Source organism: Nocardioides cavernae (genome assembly GCF_013410035.1).
Lineage (GTDB): Bacteria > Actinomycetota > Actinomycetes > Propionibacteriales > Nocardioidaceae > Nocardioides > Nocardioides cavernae_A.
The window spans coordinates 733,861-758,188 of the sequence record NZ_JACCBW010000002.1 but is presented as its reverse complement, the minus strand read 5'-3'; the positions used below and the strand labels follow the sequence as shown (position 1 = coordinate 758,188).

Below are 24,328 nucleotides of genomic sequence, written 5' to 3'. Positions count from 1 at the left end.
TCAGGGGTTGGTGACCTGGATGGTCACGCCGTCACCGAGGTCGAGCACGGCTCCGGGGATCAGGCTGACGGCGATGCCGGGCTTGAGCTCCTCGGGGTCGAGGCCGGGCTGGGCCAGGACCGTGCCGTTGGTGGAGCCCAGGTCGGTCGCGATCGCCGAGCCGTGGTCGGCCCCCGCACCCGGTCGGATCTCGAGGTGGGTCGAGGAGATCTCCTGGTGGGGGCTCGGCACCGTCACGACGTGGGGCTGGTCGTGGGAGGCGAACCGGCGGGCCTCCGGGGCGCGGCCCACGAGGACGGTGCGGTCGACCGCGACGACGTCGCCGGTGGAGAAGACGAGCGCGGCCACGGGCTGCGAGACGACGTCGGGGGCGATCTCCTGGCCGGGGATCGGCGGACGGTCGAACTCCGGGACGGGCGCGCCGATCTGGGTCTGGCCGTCACGGTCCCAGTCGCCCCCCACGACCGGCGTCTCACCGGTCGGCGTCGGGTCGTCCTCGGGCTCGCCGAAGTGCATCGGTGCCGCCGCGACCGGCTCGGCCTCGGGGACGAACGGCACGGGCTCGGCGACCGGCTCGGCGACCGGATCGGGCTGCGGCTCCGGCTCCGGCTCCGGCTCGACCGCCATCACGGGCGCGGCGGTCTCGGCGGGCGCGACCGGCTCGCCGGGCGCGGCGGACGGGGCGGGGGCGTCGGGCGCGGCGGGGGCGGGCGTACCGAACTCGACGACCGACACCCGGGCCAGGCCGGGGGTGAGCGTGTGGGCCGCCTCCCCGTCGCCGGTGAGGGTGACGCGGATGCTGGTGACCCCGGTGACGACCTTCTCCGCCCAGGTGGTGCCGGGCGCGGCGGACACGATCTCGTCGCCGGAGGTGGCCGAGACCGTCGCCGTCGGCGCGCCCCGGACGATGAGGCGGGTGGCGTCGTCGCCGTGCGCGACGAGCGCGAAGTGCTCGAGCGAGGAGAGCCCACCGGCGAGGAGCGCGTCGAGGAGCGCGTCGGGGCTCGCCCCGGCGTCGGCGAGGTCCCACAGGCCGGCGACGCGGTCGCGGCGGCTGGCGGGGAGCAGGACGGTCGCGGCGTCGCCGACGACGGCGTACCAGTCCCCGGCGGCGAACCTTGCCTCGGTGCTCACAGTCGTCCCCCCAGCTTGGATTCGAGACTCTCCAGCTGGCGCTGGGAGTCATAGGTCGCGTCGGTCACCAATCCCACCACATCGACCACGATCGCCGTGGCGTTGTCACGACCTCCGGCCGCGACGGCGGCGCGCACGAGCTGGTCGGCGGCGTCGCGGGGGTCGGCGACGGACTCGAGGATCTCCTCGATCTCCTTGTCCTCGATCATCCCGGTCACGCCGTCGCTGCACAGCAGCAGGCGCTCCACGGAGGTGAGCGGGAGCAGGAAGAAGTCGGGCTGGATCCCCCCGGGGCTGCCGAGGGCCCGGGTGATCACGTGACGCTCGGGGTGGACCGCCGCCTCCTGGGCGGTGATCTGGCCGGCGTCGATCAGCTCCTGGACGACCGAGTGGTCGACGCTGATCTGCTCGAGGCGGCCGTCGCTGATGCGGTAGATCCGGGAGTCGCCGAGGTTGGCCAGCAGCCACTTGGCCGCCCCGTCGTCGTCCACCAGCACCGCCACCACCGCGGTGGTGCCGGCGTGCCAGCCCGGGTGCAGCGCGCGGTGGGCGTCGCCGTAGTCGACGATGCGGGCCTGGGCACGGGTGAACGCGTCGGTGACGAGCTCGGCCCCGCGGGCGGGGTCGTAGGAGTCGGCGAGCCGCTGGAACTCCTCGACGACCATCTGGCTGGCCACGTCGCCGCCCGAGTGGCCGCCCATCCCGTCGGCGACGACGAACACCGGGGGAGAGACGAGGTAGGAGTCCTCGTTGACCTTGCGCACCAGGCCGACGTCGGTCGACGCACCGTGGTGCAGGTCAACGTGCCTCATGCCCAGCCCTCTTCGCCCCGTGTCGAGATGTGGGGTCGTGGTGCCGACCCGGCGAGTAGCGTAAGAGGGATGTCCAGTCCTGGGCGGGCGACACCCGCACGCACCCTCGCCGACCAGCTGCGGAGCTGGCCCGACGAGCGGCTCGTGGCGCTCCTCCGGGCTCGTCCAGACCTCGCCACACCCGCCCCTCAAGATTCGTCGCAGCTGGCCTCCCGGGCAGCCACGCGTTCGTCGATCCACCGCGCCCTCGACGGCCTCGACCGCCTGGAGCTTTCCGTCCTTGATGCCCTCCTGGTTGCAGGTCAAACCACCTCGGACGGGTTGATCTCGATCGTCCACGCGGACAAGGAGCGGGTGGCCGCCGCGCTGCGGCGGCTGCTCGACCTCGCCCTCGCCTGGGAGGCCCCGGGAGGGGTCCGCGCGCTGACCGGCGTCGCCGACGCGATGCGCGGGATGCCCGGTCTCACCAGCGGGCTGCGGCCCTCGAGCCCCGAGCCGCCGGCGCCCGCCGAGGTGGCCGGTCGGATCGCCGAGCTGTCGCCCGCGGCGGCCGCCCTGCTGCGCCACGTCGACGAGCACGGCGGCGAGGGCACGACCGGGTCCGCCCGCCGGACGGTGTCACCCGCCGACGCCCGGAGCCCGGCGGAGGAGCTCATCAGCCGTCGCCTCCTGGTGCCCCGCGAGGGCGACGCCGTGGTCCTGCCCGGAGAGGTCGGGCTCGCGCTGCGGGGAGGACGGACGACGACCGAGCCGGTCGACGACGTGCCGGACCTCGCGACCTCCCCGCGCGACCCCGCCCTGGTCGCCCGCAGCGCCGCCGGTGCCGCGTTCGACGTCGTACGCCGGGTGGAGCTGCTGCTGGACCACTGGGGCGTACGGCCGCCGGGCGTGCTGCGCAGCGGCGGGCTGGGGGTGCGCGACCTCAAGGCCGTGGCGCTCGAGCTGCACCTCGACGAGCCGGGCGCCGCGCTGGTCGTCGAGGTCGCCCTCTCCGCCGGCCTGGTCGCCGAGGCCGCGGTCGCGGACGGGACGCCGTCCTGGCTCCCGACCGACGAGTTCGACGTCTGGTCCGCCCTCCCGATCGCCGAGCGGTGGGCGCGGCTGGTCGGCGGGTGGCTGGCGAGCAGCCGGATGCCGTCGCTCGTCGGCTCGCGCGACGCCGCAGGGAAGGCGTGGAACGCCCTGTCCCCCGAGCTCTCCAGCGGCCTGGCCGGGGAGGCGCGACGGCTCGCGCTGCAGGTGCTCTCCGGGATGCCCGACGGTGACGTCCTCGCAGCCGGCACCGGGGTCGCGTCGGTCGTCCAGCGCGTCGGGTGGCTGAGGCCGCGGCGCCCCACCGTGTTCGCCGACCTCGTCGCCGCCTCGCTCGACGAGGCGGCCGCGCTGGGTGTCAGCGGCGCCGGCGGGTTGCCGCCGAGCGGGCGGCTGGTGGCCGACGGCGACCTCGCCGGCGCCGCCGCTGCGATCGCGCCCCTCCTCCCCACGCCCGTCGACCGCGTGCTGCTGCAGGCCGACCTCACCGCCGTCGCCCCCGGCCCGCTCGAGACGGAGGTGGCCCGCCGCCTGCACCTCCTCGCCGACGTCGAGTCGCGGGGCGGCGCGACCGTCTACCGCTTCACCCCCGGGTCGCTGCGCCGCGGCTTCGACGCGGGCTGGTCGGCGGTCGAGGTGCGCGACTTCCTGACGTCGGTGTCGCAGACGCCCGTCCCGCAGCCGCTGGAGTACCTCGTCGACGACGTCGCCCGGACCTTCGGCAGCGTCCGGGTCGGGCACGCCGAGGCCTTCCTCCGGGCCGACGACGAGGCGGCCCTGGCCTCGCTCGTCCACGACCCGCGCGCCCGGACCCTCGGCCTGCGGCTGCTCGCCCCCACGGTGGCGATCGCCACCTCACCCCTCGACGTCCTCCTCCCCCGGCTCCGCGAGCTCGGCGCGGCGCCCGTCGTGGAGGCCGCCGACGGCACGGTGCGGGTCACCCGCCCCGACCTGCACCGCGCCCGCAGCCGTCGCGGCCGTCGGCCGGCCGGCGCCGTCGAGGCCCGGCAGGCCGCCCAGGTGCAGGCCGTAGCCACCGCGATCCGGGCCGGTGACCGGGCCGAGTCGTCGCGGCCCCCGACGGCCGAGGCGACCAACCCGTCCGCCGCGCTCGCCGCGCTGCGGGAGGCGATCGAGGCCGGCAGCACCGTCGTCATCGGCTACGTCGACAACCACGGGGCGACGGGCGAGCGAGTGGTCGAGCCGCGACGTCTCGACGGCGGGCGGCTGTCGGCCTACGACCACCGCGCCGACGACGTCCGCGACTTCGCCGTCCACCGCATCACGGGCGTACGTCGCGCGTAGCGGGGCTGTAAGGGGCACCTCCGTAGGATGCTCGGATGGACTTCATCCGGTACGCCGAGCGCTCGGCGGCGCTCGTCAACGCCGAGCTGACCGACGAGGACGCGCTCCACGAGCACCTCGCCGACCGCACCTGGCTGCACCGCTCGGTCGCCGAGGGCGACCTGGCGTCGCTGCGCGCGTTCCAGGCCGAGCTGCGCCCGGTGTTCGAGGCGTCCGACGTCGACGACGTGGGGCTCGTCGTGAGCTCGCTCAACGACCTGCTCGCCCGCCACCCGGTGACGCCGATGATCTCCGACCACGACCCGGACAACCTCCACATGCACGTCACCAACCGCGCGTCCTCGGTGGCCGAGCTCCTCGTCGCCGAGGCGTTGATGGGCCTGGCCACCCTCGTGTGCGACCTCGGGGCGACCCGCCTCGGCATCTGCCGGGAGCCCCGCTGCGACCACGTCTTCGTGGACACCTCGCCCAACCAGTCGCGGCGCTACTGCTCCGACCGGTGCTCCTCGCGGGCCAACGTCGCCGCCTTCCGGGCCCGCCAGCGCCGGGCCGAGCAGGCGCGCAACGAGCCGGGCGCCGAGGCCGAGGCGGCGGCGCGGTGAACGACGGCCCCCTCATCGTCCAGTCCGACAAGACGCTGCTGCTCGAGGTCGACCACCCCTCGGCCGCGGAGGCGCGCAAGGCGATCGCGCCGTTCGCCGAGCTCGAACGCTCCCCCGAGCACATCCACACCTACCGCCTCACGCCGCTCGGCCTCTGGAACGCCCGCGCCGCCGGTCACGACGCCGAGCAGGTCGTGGACGCCCTGCTGACCTGGAGCCGGTACGCCGTCCCGCACGCGCTGCTGGTCGACGTCGCCGAGACCATGGGCCGCTACGGCCGGCTGCGGCTGGAGAAGCACCCGGTGCACGGCCTGGTGCTGTCCTCGACCGACCGCCCCGTGCTCGAGGAGGTGCTGCGCGCCAAGAAGGTCGCCGGGATGATCGGCGAGCGGCTCGACGCGGACACCGTCGCGGTGCACCCCAGCGAGCGCGGCAACCTCAAGCAGGCGCTGCTCAAGCTCGGCTGGCCGGCCGAGGACTTCGCCGGCTATGTCGACGGCGAGGCCCACGCGATCGACCTCGCCGAGGACGGCTGGACGCTGCGCCCCTACCAGCGCGAGGCCGCCGAGTCGTTCTGGGACGGCGGCTCCGGCGTCGTGGTGCTGCCGTGCGGCGCCGGCAAGACGATCGTCGGCGCGGCCTCGATGGCGCACGCCCGCGCCACCACGCTGATCCTGGTGACCAACACCGTCAGCGCCCGGCAGTGGAAGGACGAGCTGGTCGCGCGCACGTCGCTGACCCCCGACGAGATCGGGGAGTACTCCGGCGCCGTCAAGGAGATCCGCCCGGTCACCATCGCGACCTACCAGGTGCTGACGACCAAGCGGAAGGGCGTCTACCCGCACCTCGAGCTCCTCGACGCCCGCGACTGGGGCCTCATCGTCTACGACGAGGTGCACCTGCTCCCGGCCCCGATCTTCCGGATGACCGCCGACCTGCAGGCCCGTCGCCGGCTCGGCCTCACCGCGACGCTGGTCCGCGAGGACGGCCGTGAGGGCGAGGTGTTCTCGCTGATCGGGCCGAAGCGCTACGACGCGCCGTGGAAGGACATCGAGGCGCAGGGCTGGATCGCGCCGGCCGACTGCGTCGAGGTGCGGGTCACCCTGCCGGACGGCGAGCGACTGGCGTACGCCACCAGCGACCCCGACACGCGCTACCGCCTCGCGTCGTGCACGCACGCCAAGATCGATGTCGTGCAGGACCTGGTCCGCCAGCACGCCGGCCAGCCCACGCTCGTCATCGGCCAGTACATCGACCAGCTCGACGAGATCGGCGCGATGCTGGACGCGCCGGTGATCAAGGGCGAGACCACGGTGAAGGAGCGGCAGCGGCTGTTCAACGCGTTCCGGTCCGGCGAGATCGGGCTCCTCGTGGTCAGCAAGGTCGCCAACTTCTCCATCGACCTGCCGTCGGCGGAGGTCGCGATCCAGGTGAGCGGGTCGTTCGGCTCGCGCCAGGAGGAGGCCCAGCGTCTCGGCCGGCTGCTGCGGCCCAAGACCGAGGGGCGTACCGCGCACTTCTACACGGTGGTCTCGCGCGACACGGTCGACGCCGACTTCGCGCAGAACCGGCAGCGCTTCCTGGCCGAGCAGGGCTACGCCTACCGCATCATCGACGCCGGCGACGTTGCCGGCCTTGGCTAGCCTCGGAGCGTGACCCTCCGCGAGCGCCTGGGCGCCGAGCTGTTCCGCAAGGTCGCCGGACCCGACGGGCCCCGGCAGCGCCAGCGCGTCCACGGAACCCCCGGCCCGCGCTGGTTCTCCACCGACTCCCCCATCGCCCGGGTGCACGGCGACGCGTCGATGTTCGTCGGTGGCATCCGCGCGATCATGCTGCAGTCGCTCCACCCGGCGGCGATGCAGGGGGTCGCCGACCACTCCGGCTACCGCGGTGACATGTGGGGCCGGCTCGCCCAGGTGTCGACCTACATCGCGATGACCACCTTCGGCGCCGAGCAGGACGCGCTGACGGTCATCCGGGCCGTGCAGCGCGCCCACGAGTCCGTGACCGGGACGATGCCCGACGGCGGCCCGTACGCCGCCTCCGATCCGCACCTGCTCGGCTGGGTCCACGCCGCCGAGGTCGACAGCTTCCTCGCCGCGCACGACCGCTACGGCCACCGTCCGCTCGTCGGCCCCGAGCGCGACGAGTACCTCGCGCAGGCCGCCGTGCCTGCGCGCCACCTCGGCGTGCTCGACCCCCCGGAGACGGTGGAGGAGCTGCGCGCGGTGCTCACGGCGTACGGCCCCGAGCTGCGGGCCACCACCGAGGCCGTCGAGGCCATCCGCTTCCTGCTGCTGCACCCCGACCTCCCGCTGGCCGCACGACCCGGCTACCTCTCGCTGGCGACGGCGGCGATCGGCCTGCTGCCGTCCGACGCGCGGCGCGAGCTGCGGCTGCCGCCCGTCCCCCCGGTCACCAACCGGGTCCTCGGCGCCGCGGCCACCCGCACCATCCGGTGGGCGATGGCGTCCGGCCACGCCGAGGCACGCGAGATGCAGCAGGCACACGCGTGACGCTGGCCGACCGCTGGCCGCTCGAGGACCACCTGGACCTGCGCGACGAGCTGCTCGGCGCCTGGGACCGGGCGGGCTACCACGACCTCCTCCACCTCACCGAGGTGCTCGACCGGCTCGACCTGCTCGCCGGGGCCGGTGTCGGCTTCGACCGGACCACGGTCGCGCTGGCCGCATGGTTCCACGACGCCGTCTACGCGGGCGCGGCCGACGACGAGGAGCAGTCGGCGCGGTGGGCAGAGCGTGCGCTGCCGCCGGCGTACGCCACCGAGGTGGCGCGGCTCGTGCGCATGACCCAGCACCACCGGCCCGACGACTCCGACGAGGCGGGCGCCGCCCTCAGCGACGCCGACCTCGCCATCCTGGCCGCACCCCGCCGGCGCTACGACGCCTACGTCGCCGGCGTGCGCGCCGACTTCGCCGAGGTGGGCGACGCGGACTTCCGCGCCGGCCGGGCGGCCGTCCTGACGGACCTCGCCGCCAAGCCACATCTCTTCCACACCACGCAGGCGCGCGCGCTGTGGGAGAGCGCGGCGCGCGCGAACCTCGAGCGTGAGCTCGCCGGGCTCAGCGGTCGTTGAGCTGCAGGTAGACCGTGAAGCGGTCGTGCCGGTAGCAGGTGCGCGACACCTCGACGATGCGCCCGTCGGACACGGCGCGACGCGCGTGGCGCAGCACCGGGTCACCCTCGGTGATGTCGAGCATCGCCGCCTCGTCCGCGCTGGCGCGGTCGGCGCTGATGGAGTCCTCGACCTCGGTCGGGCGCAGGCCGCGGGCGCCGAGCGCCTCGTAGAGGCTCGTCGGCGTGCCGTGCTGCAGGAAGCCCGGCAGCAGGACCTCGTTGAGGTAGGCGTCCTCCACGCAGACGATCGCCTGGTCCGCGCGCCGCAGCCGACGCCAGTGCAGGACCGGGTCGCCCGGCGAGATGTCGAGCGCGCGGGCCACGCCGGGCCCGGCCTGCTCGACGCGCGCGAGGAGGGTCTGGGACTCCGGCAGCATGCCCCGGCGACGGATCTCCTCGGTGAAGGAGCTCAGACGGCCGGCGGTCTTGGGCGGCTGCGCGACGAACGTGCCACGTCCGGGGATGCGCTCCAGCAGGCCCTCGGCGACGAGCGCGTCGAGCGCCTGTCGTACGGTCATCCGCGCGACCCCGAAGCGAGCGACCAGCTCGCGCTCGGAAGGTGCTGCGGACCCGGGGGGCTGCGCCTCGATGAGGCTGCGGACGTGCTCACGGACCTGGACATGCTTCAGCGCTCGCTGACGCGGTACGACGAGGTCCACCTGATCCATAGGGGTGAGAGTAGAACTGGTCTGGACGGGTGTCTGCATATTGACGGTTCCTTCGAGGAACCTTCCGACGATCCGAGAAGTTCGAACGCCTGTTCGACTCGTGCGGTACGCTGGCCCCGTGGACTACCAGTCGTCCTTGTTCGCCGAGTCGACCACGGATTCCGTGGCGCTGTCGCCCGAGCGTCGACAGCTGTCCCACGGAGCGTGGCTCGACGTCCAGCGCGACTGGCTCACCGACCCCGACGCCGTGTTTTCCGCACTCGTCGCGGACGTGCCCTGGCGCGCCGAGCGCCGGGAGATGTACGACGCGGTCGTCGACGTGCCGCGGCTGGTCCACACCTACCTCGCCGCGGACCCGCTCCCCCACCCGGCGCTCGCGGGCGCCCGCGAGGCCCTCAGCGCCCACTACCTGCCCGAGCTGGGCGAGCCGTTCGTGACCGCGGGGTGCTGCTACTACCGCGACGGCCACGACTCCGTGGCGTGGCACGGCGACACGATCGGCCGGGGCCGCACCACCGACACGATGGTGGCCATCGTGAGCGTGGGCGACCCACGGCGCCTGCTGCTGCGCCCGCGCGGCGGCGGGGCCTCGATCGCCGTGACCATGGGCCACGGCGACCTCGTCGTGATGGGCGGGTCGTGCCAGCGCACGTGGGAGCACGCCGTGCCGAAGGTGGCCCACTCCGGGCCGCGCATCTCGGTGCAGTTCCGCCCGCTCAACGTCTTCTGAGCAGCCTCCGCACCACGACGATGCCCGCGAGCGCCGCGACCGCCTGCTTCCAGTAGGACCGGAGCAGCACGGGCAGCACGGCGCTGCCGAGGTCGAGCGCCTCCGGCTCCCGCGGCGGCGGGGTCCGCGGAGGCGGCGGAGGCGGGGGCGGCGGAGCCGGTGCGTCGGTGCCGGTCGTGGGCGGCGGGCCGGCAACCGTCTCCAGGGGTGGTTCGGCTGCCGGCTCACCGCCCGTCCCAGGGGAGGGACCCGCGAGCCGCTGCTCCAGGCAGCTGACGAACTGGCCCAGCAGCTTGTCCGAGACGTCCTGCATGACGCCGCGACCGAACTGGGCGGGCTTGCCGGTGATGGCGAGGTCGGTCTCGACGGACACGTCCGTCGCACCCCCGGCATCGGTCATCGTCACCGTGACCTTCGCCCCCGCCGTACCGTTGCCGCGCTTGTCCTTGCCCTTGGCGTCGACGACGAACCGGTGGGCGTCCGCGTCCTTCTCGACGAAGGTGCCGCTGCCGTTGTACTGCAGGGCGATCGGCCCGAGCTTGACCTTGACCGACCCCGCGAAGGACTGCTCGTCGGCCTCGGTCACCACGGCGCCGGGGAAGCACTCGGCCACCGACGCGATGTCGTTGAAGTGCGCCCAGGTCTCCTCGACGCCGATCGGGACGGTGAACTGGTGGCTCAGCTCCATGCCGTCAGGACCCCGCTGCCTTCAGCACGGCCCGCCCGGTGAGCACCCGCGCCAGGTGCTGGCGGTAGTCGGAGGCTCCGTTGAGGTCCGACGGCGGGTTGGTGCCCTCGGCCGCGAGGTCCGCCGCCGCGCGTACGCCCTCCTCCGTGGCGCTGGCGCCCGCGAGCGCCTGCTCGGTGGCGCTCGCCCGCAGCGGTGTCGAGCCCATGTTGGTGAGCCCGACCTTGGCCTCGTCGATCGAGCCCCGGACCGTCGCCGCGACGGCGACGATCGGCCACTGGTGGGCCACGCGGACGAACTTCTCGTAGTGCGCCCCCCAGCCGGTGTGCTTGGGGACGCGGACCTCGGTGAGGATCTCGTCGTCACCGATCGCGGTCTCGAAGAGGTCGACGAAGAAGTCCGCCGCCTCGACCGTACGCGTCCCGCCCGGCCCGGCGATCACGAACTGCGCGTCGAGGGCGAGTGCGGGCGCACCGAGGTCGCCGGCGGGGTCGGCGTGCGCGAGCGCGCCGCCGAACGTGCCGCGGTGCCTGATCTGGGCGTCCGCCACCTCGGCGGCGGCCTTGGACAGCAGCAGCGCGTGCTCCGTGACCAGGTCGTGGTCGCGGACGGCGTGGTGCGTGGTCATGGCGCCGATGACGATCGCGTCGCCGTCGTCACGGATGCCGCGCAGCGAGGAGATGCCGCCGAGGTCGATGACGACCTCGGGCGCGTTGAGCCGCATCCGCAGCACCGGCAGCAGGCTCTGGCCGCCGGCGATGATCTTGGCGTCGTCGCCGTGCTCGCCGAGCGCGGCCAGGGCCTCCTCGACCGAGGTCGGCGCGAGGTAGTCGAAGTGTGCGGGGATCACTGGCCTGCTCCTTCGTCCTGGTTGAGGGAGTCCTCCTGGAAGTGCGGCATCGCCGCCCCGGGTGTCGGTGCGTCGCCGTCGCCCGCGTGGATGGCGCGCCAGACCCGCTCGGGGGTGCACGGCATCTGGATGTCGCTGACGCCGAGGTGGCGCACGGCGTCGACCACGGCGTTGACCACGGCCGGGGTGGAGGCGATGGTGCCCGCCTCGCCGACGCCCTTGGTGCCGAGCGTGTTGGTCGTGCAGATGCTGGGGTCGTCGGTGTGCACCACGTCGAAGGAGATGGTGTCGGCCGACGTCGGCAGCAGGTAGTCGACGAACGACCCGCTCACCAGCGTGCCGGACTCGTCGTAGACCGCCTCCTCCCACAGCGCCTGTGCGATGCCCTGCACGAGGCCGCCGTGCACCTGCCCGGCGACGATCAGCGGGTTGATGATCGTGCCGATGTCGTCGCAGCAGGTGTACTTGCGCATCTTCACCGCGCCGGTCTCGGTGTCGACCTCCATCGCGCACAGGTGCGTGCCGTGGGGGTAGTTGAAGTTCACCGGGTCGTAGGTCGCGTCGGCGTCGAGGTTGAGCTCCATGCCCTCGGGGTAGTCGTGCCCCGCGAAGGTCGCCGTGGCCAGCTCCTGGATCGTCGTGCCCTGGTCGGTGCCCCGGACGCTGAAGCGACCGGCGGTGTACTCCAGGTCGTCCTCGCTGGCCTCCAGCAGGTGCGCGGCCAGCACCTTGGCCTTGTCGATGACCTTGTCCACGGCCCGTACGAGTGCCTCGCCGCCCACGACGAGCGAGCGTGACCCGTAGGTGTCGAGCCCCTTCGGCGCGACCTGGGTGTCACCGTGGAGGACCTCGACGTCCTCGAACGGGACCCCGAGCCGGTCCGCGACGATCTGGCTGAAGGCCGTCTCGTGGCCCTGGCCGTGCGCGCTGGCACCGGTGACGACCTCCACCTTGCCGAGCGGCGTCATCCGCACGCTGGCGTGCTCCCAGCCGCCGGCACCGTAGTCGAGGCTGCCGAGCACCCGGCTCGGTGCGAGGCCGCACATCTCGGTGAAGGTGGAGACCCCGATGCCGAGCTGGACGCGGTCGCCGCGCTGACGGCGCTCGGCCTGCTCGCGCCGGAGCTCGTCGTAGCCGAACGACTCCTTGGCCTTCGCCGTCGCCGCCTCGTAGTTGCCGGTGTCGTACTCCAGCCCGGCCACGGTCGTGAAGGGGAACTCCTCGTGGGTGATCCAGTTGCGCTCGCGGATCTCCAGCGGGTCGACCCCGACCTCGGCGGCCAGCTCGTCCATCATCCGCTCGATGGCGTAGGTCGCCTCGGGCCGGCCGGCGCCGCGGTAGGCGTCGGTGAAGGTCGTGTTGGTGAGGACGGTCTGGCACTCGAAGCGATAGGACGGGAACTTGTAGATGGCGTTGAACATGAAGGCGCCGAGGACGGGCACGCCGCCGCCGACGATCGCGATGTAGGCGCCGAGGTCGGCGTCGAGGTGCACCTTGAAGCCGGTGACCTTGCCGTCCTTGTCCGCGGCCAGGGTCAGGGTCTGCACCTGGTCGCGGCCGTGGTGGGCCGCCATCAGGCTCTCGCTGCGGGTCTCGGTGTACTTCACCGGCTTGGAGAGACGTCGGGCGACGGCCCAGGCGATCCACTCCTCGGGCGTGGTCTGCAGCTTGCCGCCGAAGCCACCACCGACGTCAGGGGCGATGACCCGGATCTTGCTCTCGGGTACGCCGGTGGTGGCGGCCAGGGCGAAGCGGAGGATGTGCGGGATCTGGGTGGCGGACCACATGGTGATCTGCTCGCCGGTCGGGTCGACCACGACGCTGCGCGGCTCCATGAACGCGGGGATGAGGCGCTGCTGGCGGTACTCGCGCTCGATGACGATGCCGTTGGCGCGCGCCTCCTCGATCGCGCCCTCCACGTCACCTCCGGTGCCGGCCTCGCTCGAGTCGAAGATCCAGAGCGCGGACTTGTTGGTGCCGAGGTCGGGGTGCGCGAGCACCGAGTCCTCGAGGGCCTTCTTGATGCCGACGACGGCAGGCAGCTCGTCGTACTCCACGTCGACGAGCTCGGCTGCGTCCCGGGCCGCCGCTGCGCTGCGGGCGACCACGACGGCGACGACCTCGCCCGCGAACGCGACCCGGTCGGCAGGCATCGGCGAGTGGGCGGGCGTCTTCTGGTCGGGCGTGATGGGCCAGGCGTTGATGCAGACGCCGAGCTCGTCGCCGAAGTCCTTGCCCGTGAGGACGGCGACGACGTTGGCGGACGCCTTGGCGGCGTCGACGTCGATCGAGGTGATCGAGGCGTGGGCGAACGGGCTGCGCACCATCGCCAGGTGCAGCATGCCCGGCAGGGTCATGTTGTCGGTCCAGCGGGTGCGGCCCGTGATCAGCCGCTGGTCCTCCTTGCGGCGGCGGTCCTTGCCGATCTCGGCGGCCGGGCGGTCCTGGGTGGCGGTCATGCCTGTGCCCCCTCGGTCTGCCCGGACGCCTGGAGGACGCTCTTGACGATGTTGTGGTAGCCGGTGCAGCGGCAGAGGTTGCCCTCCATGCCGAGCCGCACCTCCTCCTCGGTGGGCGTCGGGTTCTCGGCGAGCAGGTCGACGGCCTGCATGATCATCCCCGGCGTGCAGAAGCCGCACTGGAGGCCGTGGCACTCCCGGAACGCCTCCTGGACGGGGTGCAGGTCGCCCTCGGCGGTGTCGGCGAGACCCTCGATCGTGGTGACGGTGCGGCCGTTGGCCTGCACGGCGAGGACGTTGCACGACTTCACGCTCGTGCCGTCGAGGTGCACGGTGCACGCCCCGCAGTTGGAGGTGTCGCACCCGATCACGGTCCCGGTCTTGCCGAGCTTCTCGCGGAGGTACTGCACCAGCAGCATCCGGGGCTCGACGTCGTCGGAGACCGCAGCTCCGTCGACGGTGAGTTCGATCTTCGTCATCTGGCCGCTCCAGTGTGTCGTGGGTGTGAGGTGGGTCACGCCACTGGTGAGGCTAGGTCGGGCTGGTTGGCGAGAGGTTGGGGGCAGCCCGCCGGCTCGGCCGTCCCGATCGAGACCACGAAGCCGGCCGCGGGACCCGAAGGCCCGCGACCGGCTCGGTGGTCCGGCTCAGTAGGCGAGGACCTTGCCCTTCGGCCCCTCCGCCAGGACGTTGGCCGAGACGAGGAGATCGCCGTCGGCCCACTCGACCGCGGCCGGCATCATGACCTGGGCGTACGTCTTCGCCGTGGTGCTGCCCGCCTTGATCCGCGACACCTGGCCGCCGAACAGCTGGGCGACGTAGACGTCGCCGTTGTCGGCCACCGCCACGCCGGTGGCACCCGCGAAGCCCGACGCGACGGGCCGGACCTTGCCGGACGTCGCCTTGACCTTCACCACCGCGCCGTTGGCTCCGGTGCTGCCGTCCTCGGGACCTCCGGGCAGCATGCTGACGTAGAGCCAGCCGCCCTTGCCGACCTCGACGTCGGTCGGGACCGGCTCGAAGTTGTAGGTCTTGCCGACGGTGCACGCCGGCAGCTTGTTGGCCGCCGCGGCCTCCGCGGTGACGACGACCGGCACGGGCGGCAGGACGGCGACCGTGCGCACCTTGCCGTTGGGCTTGACCGACACGATCGTGTTGCCCGCGGCGTCGGCGACGTAGGTCACGCCCTTGTGCACCACCGAGCCGTAGGGGTGCGACTCGACGATGCCGGTGTAGCTGGCCGGGACCTCCGGCGGCACCTGCGCGGCGCACGCGGGGTCGAGTCCCTCGAACCCGTAGGCCTGGTCGGCGTCGGGGTTCTTCTCCTTCTCGTACCCGGACAGGTTGGCGAGCTTCTTCGGCTTGCCGCCCGGGCGCATCGACCAGAGCGCGGCCGCCTTGCCCTTCGTCGTGGCGAAGTGGACGGTGCTCCCCTGCGTCGAGACCGCGCCGACCTCGGTCCCCTTGGGGGCGGCGAAGACGACCTGCGGCTTGGCACCCGGCGAGACCGCGGTGAGCAGCCCGGCGAAGTTCTGGGCGACGTAGGCGGTGCCGTCCGCGGCGACCGCCATGCTGAGCGGCGTGACGAGCTTCTTCGCCACGGTGGTGGGCTCGGGGGCCTGGGCTGCCCCGGCCGGGCTCGCGAGGAGGCTCCCCGTGAGCAGGGCGACGGCACCTGCGGCCATCGCGCGTCGTGTTGCGGCCATGCGTTCTCCCTCGTACGTGCCACCCCTCCCTGGTGTGGCGATCCCTGCAGGATCGACCCGCTGCGCGGGGAACGGCCACCTCTTTACCTTCTTCACCCACAATGGGTAAAGGAATCAGCGTGCCGAGGCGAGCTTGCCCTTGAGCAGGGGCGCGACCGGGTGGTGCACCGGCAGGGACGCGAGGCACGCCTCGACGACGGCCGTGTCGTAGGGCGCCAGCTCGCTGTAGCGCAGCACGGCGTCGGGGTCCGGGTTCGCGAGGAGGGCCTCGCGCACGCTCACCGCGAGGTAGTCGCCCATCTGGACCAGCTCGGGCGAGTCCGTGCCCGGCAGCAGGTCCCCGCCGTACGCCCGTACGGCCGCCCGCACGTCCCCGCGCCGCAGCAGCCGCTGGACCTCCTCGACGTCGCTCGTCACCGGCATCGTCAGGCGGTAGGGGCGCGACGAGAGCTGGCCGGCGAGCGCCGCCCTGAGGTGCGAGACCTCGGCCTTGAGCGTCGACGTCGTCACGGTGGAGTCGCCGTAGAGCAGGGCGTGCAGGTGCTCGACCGACAGGCCGGCCGGGTGCAGCGCGAGCAGCGCGAGGATCTCGGTCTGGCGCCGGTTGAGGAGCAGCCGCTGGCCGTCGAGCCACACCTCGGCCATGCCGAGCAGGGTGAGCGTGAGCCCCGGCTCCGCGGGTCCGGCCTCGCCCGCGAGGGCCGTACGGCGGTCGCTGGGCAGCGCGCCCTCGATGAGCCGCGCCATCACCCGCGCCGTGGCCAGGCCGATCGGGTGCGTGCGGTCCCAGGTCGTCGACAGGTCGATCACGCCGAGCGGGCGGCCGGTCGCCGGGTCGAACACGGGCGCGGCCCAGCACACCCAGTTGTGCACGACCTCGGCGTAGTGCTCGGCGCTGAACACCATCGACGGCGCGCCCGTGCGTCCGGCGATCGCGAGGGCGTTGGTGCCGACGCTCGCCTCGTCCCACCGCCCGCCGGGGACGAAGTTCACGGTCTCGGCCTTGCGTCGCATCACGCGACCGCCGTAGGTCCACAGGATGCGGGTCTGGTCGTCGGTCACCGCGATGACGAGGTCGCCGTCCTCGGCCGTGCGACGCAGCTCGTCCTGCACCCGCTCGACCGCCGTCTGCAGCGGCGACTGCTTCCAGAAGTCGGCGGTGTCGCCCTCGTCGGCCAGCGGCGCGTGGGTGACGGTAGGCGACACCACGCCCGAGAGCTGCCAGCTGCGCAGGATCTCGGGACGCACGGCCTCGGCACCCTCGTCGCCGTCGGAGACGAACTGGGTCCAGGCGCGCACGGCGCTCACGCGCCGTGCGTGCAGGTCATCGCTGGTCATGGCGGCTCCCGGTGGTCGCCGCCAACCTAGCCCGCGTGTGACGCCCGCAACAGGGAGACCGGGCCACCGTTCCCCGCAGGTTGCCTCAGCGGCGGCGCACGAAGGTGCCGACGACGCCCGGGTGGTCGGTGACCAGGTCGGTGAACGACTGGTAGGTCTTGATGCGGAAGTCCTGGCCGCGCTCGGCGAGGACGTAGTCGATCCCGGACCCCGGGCCGCGGCCCTTGACGGCGTAGTTGGACTTCAGGCCGGCCGGCTTGATGATGCGGCCCTTGAGCAGGAGGCCGGTCGTGTCGCGGTCGGCGGTGACGTTGCAGTCGCACATCGCGACGAACTGGTGCTCCTCGGGCGTCTTGGCCTCGAGCAGGCGGATCCGGTGGGCCATGCGCCACATCGCCTCGACGCCGCCGCGGTTGGCGAAGTTGGGACCGCCGGTGCGCCGGTTGTGCAGGTGGTTCGGCAGGTGGAAGCTCACCGCCCGGATCACGTGGCCGCTCGCGCGGTGGCGCAGCACCGCCACCACGCCGTACTGGTCGTGCGCGGTGCGACCGGTCTGGCGCCGCCAGGTCTTGCCGGTGAGCAGGACCGGCCAGGTGCGCTGCAGCTTCCACACGTCCTTGTCGAAGGCGACCGGGTTGTCGTCGGTGCCGGTGGGGCCGTCCGGCATCAGCAGCGACCACGACTTCGGCAGGCTCGCCCGCAGGGCCGGCCGGCTGAAGAGTCGCTCCTGGAAGCCGATGACCGTGGCACCGCCGCCGATGACGCGCCCGATGTCGTGACGCATCCCGGGCACGCGCATCCCCTTGCGGAGGTTGAGCGTGGCCACGGAGAACTCGCGGGCGGACCCGGACTTCGCCGCGGCGCGGGTGTCCTCACGGACCGCTGCGCCCGAGGGGAGCGGTGCCAGCACGGCGAGCACGAGGAGGCTCGTCGCCAGCAGGGCGGTCGTACGGACACGGTCACGGAGCAGCGCGGCAGGAAAAATCATCCCAAAGAAGGTAAGGGAAACCGGCGCGTGGGCAAAGTCGGGGTCCACGGGCCCCGGCCGCCCGCTCAGTCGTCGTGGTGGATCCGGCCCTGCGTGGTCGCGAGCCGCTCCCCCGAGCCACCCCACTGCCGCGCGACGATCTCCGCGGCGATCGACACGGCCGTCTCCTCGGGGGTGCGGGCCCCGAGGTCGAGGCCGATGGGCGAGGACAGCAGGGCCAGCTCGTCGGTCGACAGCCCGGCCTCGACGAGCCGGTCGAGGCGCTCCTCGTGGGTGCGCCGCGACCCCATCGCCCCGATGTAGCCGGGACGCACGTCGTCCCCGAGCCGCAGCGCCACCTCGAGGAGGGGCACGTCGAACTTGGGGTCGTGGGTCAGCACGGCGAGGACCGTGCGGCGGTCGATCCGGCCGGCGTCGAGCTCGGCGCGCAGGTAGCGGTGCGGCCAGTCGACGACGACCTCGTCGGCCCCGGGGAAGCGCGAGCTGGTCGCGAACACCGGGCGCGCGTCGCAGACCGTCACGTGGTAGCCGAGGAACGAGCCGACCTTCGCCACGGCGGCCGCGAAGTCGATCGCGCCGAAGACCAGCATCCGCGGCTTGGGGGCGAATCCCCACACGAAGACCCGCATCCCCTCGCCGCGGCGCTCGCCGTCGGGGCCGTACGTCAGGGTCGCGTTGCTGCCGGCCGCGAGCAGCCCCAGGGCGTCGTCGTGGACCGCCGCGTCGGCGCGCGACGAGCCCAGGCTGCCCTCGGCGGCGGCATCGGGGCGCACGACCATCCGGCGGCCGACCCGTGCCGGGTCGGGGTGCTCGATGACGGTCGCGAGGGCGACCGGGCGGCCGGCCCCGACGTCGGCGGCCACGTCGCCGAGCTCGGGGAACGTCTCGCGCGAGACCTGCTCGACGAAGACGTCGAGGATCCCGCCGCAGGTCAGGCCCACGGCGAAGGCGTCGTCGTCGGAGACGCCGTAGCGCTCCAGCACGGGCTCGCCGGAGGCGACCACCGTCTGCGCCAGGTCGTAGACCGCGCCCTCGACGCACCCGCCGGACACCGAGCCGACGGCGGTCTCGTCCGGACCGACCAGCATCGACGCCCCGGCCGGCCGGGGCGCGGAGCGGAAGGTGGCCACGACGGTGCCGACGCCGACGGTCTCGCCGGCCTCCCACCAGGCCATCAGCTCGGGCAGCACGTCACGCACGTGCGATCACCTCCGTCAGGTCGACGAACGTCGCGAGCGAGTGGCCGGCGAGGAAGTCGTCGCAGTGCGGCAGCGCGGCCACGACGCCTCGCTGGAGCGGCTCGTAGCCCGCCTTCCCACGGTGCGGGTTGACCCACACGACGCGGTGGGCGACCCGGCGCAGGCGTGCCATCTGCTCGCCGAGGAGCCCGGCGTCGCCGCGCTCCCACCCGTCGCTGAAGACCACGACCACGGCCCCGCGGGCCATGCCGCGCTGGCCCCAGCGGTCGAGGAACACCCGCAGCGTCTCCCCCAGCCGGGTGCCACCGGACCAGTCGGGCACGACCTCCCCCGCAGCGACGATGGCGCGGTCGGCGTCGCGCGAGCGCAGGGCGCGGGTGACGTGGGTGAGGCGGGTGCCGATCGTGAACGTCTCGACGGTGCCGCCCGTGGCCTGCGCCGACTGGGTGAGCCGGTGGGCCAGCCGCAGCAGCGCGTCGGCGTACGCGCTCATGGACCCGCTGACGTCGACCAGCAGCACCACCCGGCGCGGGCGGGTGCCCCGGCGCCGCCAGGCGATGTCGCCGGGCTCGCCGAGGTGGCGCAGCGACGCGCGCAGGGTGCGGGAGGCGTCGACCTCGCCGCGGTGCCAGCGACGGTGCCGGGACGTACGCCGCACGGGCGGGCGCAGCGACAGGCGGACGAACATCGAGGCGAGGCGACGCTTCTCGGTGGCGTCGAGCGACGCGACGTCGCGGTGGCGCAGCACCTCCTCCGCGGAGGCGGCCGCGCGGACCACGTCCTCCTCGTCGCCGCCCGTGCCTCCGGCGCCCTCGGCCTCGGGCAGCAGGTGGGCCGTCGAGGGGCGGGACGCCGCGCGCGGAGCGGTGCGGGGCAGGCCGTCGCGGGGGTCGAACCAGGCTGCGAAGACCTGGTCGTGGCGGGCGAGGTCGTCCGGCGATGCGCAGAGGGTGGCGCGGCCGGCCCAGTAGGTGGCCTGCCGGTCGTCGGCCCCGACCGCGGCGACCGCGGCCAGGTAGCCGAGCGCGCGGTCCTGCGTCACCGGCACCCCGGCCGCGCGCAGCGCCCGGGCGAAGCCGAGCAGCACCTCGTCAGCGGCGTGCTCGAGCGTCATCGCGCCAGCATCCGGTCGAGCGCAGCCCGCACCCGGTCCGCGTCCTCGCGGTACTTCAGGAGCGCGCCCAGGGTGGCGGCCGCCGACGCGAGGTCCAGGTCGGTCGTCCCGAGGTAGGTCAGGGCGCGGGCCCAGTCGAGGGTCTCGGCGACGCCCGGCGGCTTGAGCAGGTCGTCACGGGTCCGCAGCTGCTGGACCAGGCCGACGACCTGGCGCGCGAGGGCCTCGCTCACCTCGGGCGCTCGCGAGCGGACGATCTCGACCTCGCGCTCCAGGCCCGGGTGGTCGATCCAGTGGTAGAGGCAACGGCGCTTCAGGGCGTCGTGGAGCTCGCGGGTGCGGTTGGACGTGAGCACCACCAACGGCGGCTCCTGCGCGGTCACGGTGCCGAACTCCGGGATCGTGACCTGCCAGGTCGAGAGCACCTCGAGCAGGAAGGCCTCGAACTCGTCGTCGGCGCGGTCGACCTCGTCCACGAGCAGCACGGCCGGCGCCTGGCGGAGCGCTGCGAGCACCGGGCGGGCCAGCAGGAAGCGCTCGTCGTAGAGGCTCTTCTCGGCATCGTCGGCGTCGACCTGCCCGCCCGCCTCGAGGGCGCGGAGGTGCAGGATCTGGCGCGGGAAGTCCCAGTCGTAGAGCGCCTGGCTGGCGTCGATCCCCTCGTAGCACTGCAGCCGCACCAGGGGGAGCTCGAGGCTCTCGGACAGGGCTTCGGCGAGCGCGGTCTTGCCGGTGCCGGGCTCGCCCTCCAGGAGCAGCGGCCGCTGCATCCGCGAGGCGAGGAACACCACCGTGGCCAGCTCGTCGTCGGCGAGGTAGCCGGTCGTGCCCAGCCGGGCGGCCACATCAGCCGCGGAGTCCATCCCTAGCGCCATGGCGTCAGGCTACGACCCGGCACGTTGGCTGGACGTTGGGGCGCCGTGACCTGACGTCAGCGGCGGTCGACGTCGACACCCGTGGCGAGGTCGCCGCACTCGACGAGACCCACCTCGTGCGCCGCCAGGTAGTCGCGGGCGCCTCGGTCGCCCGTGGCCGTCGCGACCACGCCCGCCCAGTGGTCGCGCCCGATCAGCACCGGGTGCCCGGGGACGCCGTCGTACGCCGCACGCACCAGGACGGCCGGGCCGGTCGCCGCGTCGACCAGGCGGGCGACCACCGCGCCGTCGACGTCGGGCAGGTCGACGAGCGAGACGAGCGCGGCGCCGTGGGTGGTCGTGCGCAGCGCCTCGAGGCCGGCGCGCAGCGAAGCACCCATCCCCTCGGCCCAGTCGTCCGCGCGGACCCGGGCGACCGACATCGGCAGGAGCGCGGCGACCCGCTCGGCCTCCGCGCCGACCACGACGACGACCTCGGCGCACGGGCGCAGCGCCTGCACCGAGCGGAGCAGCCACGACGTGCCGTCCGCGTCGCGGGCCAGGCCCTTCGGGCCGCCGAACCGCTCCCCCGACCCTGCCGCGAGGAGCAGCCCGGCGACCGACGTCACTGCGCGAAGGCCTCGACGTACATCGCCTGGAGCTCGGGCGACGTCTCGGCGGTGAAGCCGCACAGGGTCACCCGGTCGTCCGTGGCGCTGACGAGGTAGGTGCGACCCTCCTGGAAGTCGACCGCCAGCAGGAGGTCCTCGAGCTCCTTGCTCGGCGCCTCGACGGTCACCGTGGCGGCCTCGTCGCCGGCGTACCACTCGTCGACGGACAGGGTGACGGTGCCGGCGTCCACGGAGGTGACGGTGCCCTCGAACGCGGTGTCGAAGGTCGCGAGGGTATCGGCGGACGGCATGGCGCACTTGCCGGCGACGGAGCCGTCAGCGGTGAGGGCGAGGGTCTCGTCGGGCGTGCTCCCGGCGGAGTCGTCGGAGGACGAGGTGTCGGCGCTGCTGGTGTCGCTCGCGGTGTCGGCGGTGTCGTCCTGTCCGCCGCAGCCGGCGAGGGCGAGGAGGAGGACGGCCGCAGCGGCGGGGAGCAGGCGGGTGGTGCGGAGTCGGCTCATGGCGGGCATCCCTTTCGTCTGGGGGGCGGAGCCTCCCGCCCCCTCATCTGCTTCGACGGGAGGGACGGCACGGTGGTTCCCCGGTGTCACCGGTCCTCGTCCTGCTCGTCCTCGACCCGCTTCTTGAGCCTCCCGATGCCCGGGATCTTGCCGAGGATCTCGTTGAGCTCGCGGCTCACGTCGAGGAGCTCGTGGAGGTCGGGGGCGACCGAGCCGAGCGTCGTGAGGATGGGCAGCACGTCGCGCTCGACCTGCACGGTCAGCGCGGGCAGGTGGTCGACCAGGGTGACCAGGGCCGCGACCTCGTCGGGGTCGGTGGTGTCGGCCAGCGTCTCCAGTGTCGGCTGCAGCCGGGTCAGCGGCGGCTCGAGGGCGTCGAGGAGGACTGCCGCGCGGCCGACCTGGATCGAGGCGCCACCGACCACCTCGTCGACGCGTGCGACCTCGGTCGCTGCCGCGTCCACCACGGCACCGACCTGGTCCACCCGGGCGGTCGCCGCGTCCACCACGGCGCCGACGCGAGCGACCTCGACCACGGCGGCGTCGACCACCGCCCCGACCCGGTCGACCGTCTGCTCGGCGCGGTCGACGATCTCCTCGGCGCGGTCGAGCAGCGCCAGCACCCGCGGCACCGCCCCGAGCAGCGCCTCGACCTGCTCGCTCCCTCGCTCGAGGGCGGACAGGACGTCGCGGGGTCCGGGGACGGGCAGGCGCATGCGCCATTCCTACCAGTGCCCGAAATGGCCGGCAGGGCCTCCGCCGGAGCGGAGGCCCTGCTGGTGGTGCGCGCTGAGGGAGTGCGTCCCGCGGTCAGCCGACCGAGAGCGGCAGGACGAACTTGCTGCCCGTCATCGTCCCCGGGAGCCCGAGCTCGACGTTGCCCGACGCGCGCAGCTTCCACGCGGACTGGGTGGGCTGGCTCGGGGGGACCGTGCACGACCACCCGGTCGGGCTGCTGCTGAGGGTGCTGTCCTGGCCGCCGATGCCGGCGGGCATGGCCGCCGAGGTGGCGAATCCGTTGGCCGTCGTCTCGATCACCATCCACTGGTCGAGGGTGTAGGAGTAGACGGCGCTGTTGCCGTAGATCGTCTGCGGGTTGGAGTTGCTCGCGTTCCAGTACGCGTCGCCCGAGCAGTTCCCGGAGTAGTAGATCTGGCCCCGGGCGGTCTGGCCGTCCCAGCCGACGTTGATCAGGTAGCCGGTCGAGGTCCGGATGAACACGCCGCGGCTCTGTGCGGCCACCGCGTTGCCGGCGACGGGTGCGCCGACGGAGACGATGGTGCCGAGCGTGACGCCGTTGCCGTCCTTGAGGACGAGGCCGCCGGCGCCCGCGGGTCCGGTCGGGCCCTGGACGCCCGGGTCACCCTTGGGCCCCTGCGGACCTGTCGCGCCGATCGGACCCTGGACCCCCTGGATGCCCTGGTCGCCCTTGTCGCCCTTCAGCCCCTGGGTGCCCTGGACGCCCTGGTTCCCCTGGACGCCCTGGTTCCCCTGGACGCCCTGGTCGCCCTTCGTGCCCTGGGCGCCGGTGTCGCCCTTGTCGCCCTTCGGGCCGATCGGGCCGCGGAGGTTGACGACGGCGGTCCAGCCGGCCGTGGTCCTCTCGAAGGCGTCCCACGTCGTGGTGTTGAGGTACCAGTCACCGACCGCTCCGGTGCCGGCCGCGGGATCGGTGGTGCCGCGCAGCCACCTGCTGCCGTCGGCGCCAGCGTCGCCCGTCACGCCCTGGTCGCCCTTCTCGCCCCGGTCACCCTGGTCGCCCTTGGCGCCGGTGTCGCCCTTCGCGCCCTGCATGCCCTGGATGCCCTGGTCGCCCTGCTCTCCCCGGTCGCCCTTGTCACCCTGGTCGCCCTTGGCGCCGGTGTCGCCCTTCACGCCCTGGACGCCCTGGTCACCCTTGGCGCCGGTCACACCGAGGTCGCCCTTGGCGCCCTGCGGCCCCACCGCACCCGGAGCGCCCGTGGCGCCCATGATGTTGACCCGGAGCTCCCAGCCCGAGGGGGTGTTCTTGTACGCGTCACCCGTGGTGGTGTCGAGGTACCAGTCGCCGCGGACGCTTCCCTGCTCGGTCGGCGCACCCGCGCCCGAGTTCCAGCGAGTCTTCAGGCTCGCGACCGCCGCCTCGCTGAGCTTGTTGGTGCCGAGCGTGCGGTCCTTGATGTCGGCCGCGGTGATGGATCCGTCCTTGATGTCCCTGCCCGTGATGAGGGCGCCGGCGGTGGCACCACCGACACCGGCCGAGACGACGAGAGCGCCGGCGACGAGCACCGCGGAAGCAGTACGGCCGTTCAGGCGCGTGGGCATGGAGAGACGCACGATGGATGACCCCCAGGGTCGACTGCGGGCCACCCCGATGGCGCCCAGGCGCCGCTCAGCCTAGGGACGCTCACGGCTGGCGTCAGGCGAACGCGACAACGCGTGCGCGTGGACCGGACACGCAGCAGGGCCCCCGCCGGAGCGGGGGCCCTGCTGGTGGTGCTGGTGGAGCTGACGGATGGTCGATCCGGTCTCGATACGCGGGTCCGCGTTCCCTCGCTGCGCTCGGGTGCGCGGCCGCTACTCGACCTGATCGGCCGACG

Annotated in this window: 23 protein-coding genes; 6 read left to right on the top strand and 17 right to left on the bottom strand. The window is 73.5% G+C overall.

Translation table 11 applies throughout. The annotated features are described in order from the left end of the window. Positions 1-1,134 carry an FHA domain-containing protein gene (locus F4692_RS11140; protein WP_179619713.1) on the bottom strand — a complete coding sequence of 378 codons (1,134 nt, stop codon included), beginning with the start codon at positions 1,132-1,134 and terminating at the stop codon, positions 1-3. Then, a complete protein-coding gene (locus F4692_RS11135) occupies positions 1,131-1,946 on the bottom strand; it encodes a PP2C family protein-serine/threonine phosphatase (RefSeq protein WP_179619712.1) in 816 nt (271 codons plus the stop codon). The genes F4692_RS11140 and F4692_RS11135 overlap by 4 nt, the downstream gene beginning before the upstream one ends. A 69-nt stretch (positions 1,947-2,015) precedes the next feature. On the opposite strand from F4692_RS11135, the gene F4692_RS11130 reads away from it, so the two are divergent. Genes F4692_RS11130 through F4692_RS11110 form a run of 5 tightly spaced genes read left to right on the top strand, consistent with a single transcriptional unit; the run spans position 2,016 to position 7,982 of the window. Beyond that, positions 2,016-4,283 carry a helicase C-terminal domain-containing protein gene (locus F4692_RS11130; RefSeq protein ID WP_179619711.1) on the top strand — a complete coding sequence of 756 codons (2,268 nt, stop codon included), beginning with the start codon at positions 2,016-2,018 and terminating at the stop codon, positions 4,281-4,283. A 35-nt stretch (positions 4,284-4,318) separates the two neighbouring features. After that, positions 4,319-4,885 (top strand): CGNR zinc finger domain-containing protein, encoded by a 567-nt coding sequence (locus F4692_RS11125; RefSeq protein WP_179619710.1) that lies wholly within the window; start codon positions 4,319-4,321, stop codon positions 4,883-4,885. Next, entirely contained in the window at positions 4,882-6,528 is a 1,647-nt protein-coding gene (locus tag F4692_RS11120) for a DNA repair helicase XPB (protein ID WP_179619709.1), read from the top strand. Before F4692_RS11125 ends, F4692_RS11120 begins: the two co-directional genes overlap by 4 nt. Positions 6,529-6,537: 9 nt before the next feature. Continuing rightward, a complete protein-coding gene (locus F4692_RS11115; RefSeq protein WP_179619708.1) occupies positions 6,538-7,401 on the top strand; it encodes an oxygenase MpaB family protein in 864 nt (287 codons plus the stop codon). Further along, a complete protein-coding gene (locus tag F4692_RS11110; RefSeq protein WP_308645263.1) occupies positions 7,398-7,982 on the top strand; it encodes an HD domain-containing protein in 585 nt (194 codons plus the stop codon). The genes F4692_RS11115 and F4692_RS11110 overlap by 4 nt, the downstream gene beginning before the upstream one ends. On the opposite strand, the gene F4692_RS11105 is transcribed toward F4692_RS11110, so the two are convergent. Next, a complete protein-coding gene (locus F4692_RS11105; protein WP_179619706.1) occupies positions 7,969-8,691 on the bottom strand; it encodes a GntR family transcriptional regulator in 723 nt (240 codons plus the stop codon). The two genes, F4692_RS11110 and F4692_RS11105, sit on opposite strands and share 14 nt — an antisense overlap. Before the next feature lie 118 nt (positions 8,692-8,809). Here F4692_RS11105 and F4692_RS11100 point away from each other — a divergent pair, with 118 nt between their 5' ends. Further along, complete coding sequence (locus F4692_RS11100; RefSeq protein WP_179619705.1) at positions 8,810-9,421, top strand: alpha-ketoglutarate-dependent dioxygenase AlkB; 612 nt, start codon at positions 8,810-8,812, stop codon at positions 9,419-9,421. Here the strand turns inward: F4692_RS11100 and F4692_RS11095 are convergent. From F4692_RS11095 to F4692_RS11030, 14 genes are all read right to left on the bottom strand, one after another. Then, complete coding sequence (locus tag F4692_RS11095) at positions 9,408-10,109, bottom strand: SRPBCC family protein (protein WP_179619704.1); 702 nt, start codon at positions 10,107-10,109, stop codon at positions 9,408-9,410. The two genes, F4692_RS11100 and F4692_RS11095, sit on opposite strands and share 14 nt — an antisense overlap. Positions 10,110-10,113: 4 nt before the next feature. Beyond that, a complete protein-coding gene (locus tag F4692_RS11090) occupies positions 10,114-10,959 on the bottom strand; it encodes an FAD binding domain-containing protein (RefSeq protein ID WP_179619703.1) in 846 nt (281 codons plus the stop codon). Further along, positions 10,956-13,418, bottom strand: a complete 2,463-nt coding sequence (locus tag F4692_RS11085; protein ID WP_179619702.1) for a xanthine dehydrogenase family protein molybdopterin-binding subunit — start codon at positions 13,416-13,418, stop codon at positions 10,956-10,958. Before F4692_RS11085 ends, F4692_RS11090 begins: the two co-directional genes overlap by 4 nt. Next, on the bottom strand, positions 13,415-13,897 hold the full coding sequence (locus F4692_RS11080) for a (2Fe-2S)-binding protein (protein ID WP_179619701.1): 483 nt from the start codon (positions 13,895-13,897) through the stop codon (positions 13,415-13,417). The genes F4692_RS11085 and F4692_RS11080 overlap by 4 nt, the downstream gene beginning before the upstream one ends. A gap of 168 nt (positions 13,898-14,065) precedes the next feature. Beyond that, complete coding sequence (locus tag F4692_RS11075; RefSeq protein WP_179619700.1) at positions 14,066-15,124, bottom strand: ScyD/ScyE family protein; 1,059 nt, start codon at positions 15,122-15,124, stop codon at positions 14,066-14,068. Between the two features lie 114 nt (positions 15,125-15,238). Beyond that, positions 15,239-16,462: a sigma-54-dependent transcriptional regulator family protein gene (locus F4692_RS11070; protein ID WP_179619699.1), complete on the bottom strand. Its 1,224-nt coding sequence runs from the start codon at positions 16,460-16,462 to the stop codon at positions 15,239-15,241. 85 nt (positions 16,463-16,547) lie between these two features. Next, positions 16,548-17,450 carry an exonuclease/endonuclease/phosphatase family protein gene (locus F4692_RS11065; RefSeq protein WP_179619698.1) on the bottom strand — a complete coding sequence of 301 codons (903 nt, stop codon included), beginning with the start codon at positions 17,448-17,450 and terminating at the stop codon, positions 16,548-16,550. Positions 17,451-17,515: 65 nt separating this feature from the next. Beyond that, positions 17,516-18,649, bottom strand: coding sequence for an XdhC family protein (locus F4692_RS11060; protein ID WP_179619697.1), 1,134 nt, complete (start codon positions 18,647-18,649; stop codon positions 17,516-17,518). Then, positions 18,642-19,763: a vWA domain-containing protein gene (locus F4692_RS11055; RefSeq protein WP_179619696.1), complete on the bottom strand. Its 1,122-nt coding sequence runs from the start codon at positions 19,761-19,763 to the stop codon at positions 18,642-18,644. Before F4692_RS11055 ends, F4692_RS11060 begins: the two co-directional genes overlap by 8 nt. Then, entirely contained in the window at positions 19,760-20,638 is an 879-nt protein-coding gene (locus F4692_RS11050; protein WP_257029749.1) for an AAA family ATPase, read from the bottom strand. Before F4692_RS11050 ends, F4692_RS11055 begins: the two co-directional genes overlap by 4 nt. Before the next feature lie 56 nt (positions 20,639-20,694). Further along, positions 20,695-21,246 (bottom strand): nucleotidyltransferase family protein, encoded by a 552-nt coding sequence (locus F4692_RS11045; protein WP_179619695.1) that lies wholly within the window; start codon positions 21,244-21,246, stop codon positions 20,695-20,697. After that, positions 21,243-21,749 (bottom strand): hypothetical protein, encoded by a 507-nt coding sequence (locus F4692_RS11040; protein ID WP_179619694.1) that lies wholly within the window; start codon positions 21,747-21,749, stop codon positions 21,243-21,245. The genes F4692_RS11045 and F4692_RS11040 overlap by 4 nt, the downstream gene beginning before the upstream one ends. 86 nt (positions 21,750-21,835) lie before the next feature. Continuing rightward, a complete protein-coding gene (locus tag F4692_RS11035; protein ID WP_179619693.1) occupies positions 21,836-22,465 on the bottom strand; it encodes a hypothetical protein in 630 nt (209 codons plus the stop codon). A gap of 94 nt (positions 22,466-22,559) precedes the next feature. Continuing rightward, positions 22,560-24,053 carry a collagen-like domain-containing protein gene (locus F4692_RS11030; RefSeq protein WP_179619692.1) on the bottom strand — a complete coding sequence of 498 codons (1,494 nt, stop codon included), beginning with the start codon at positions 24,051-24,053 and terminating at the stop codon, positions 22,560-22,562. Between the last annotated feature and the right edge of the window lie 275 nt (positions 24,054-24,328).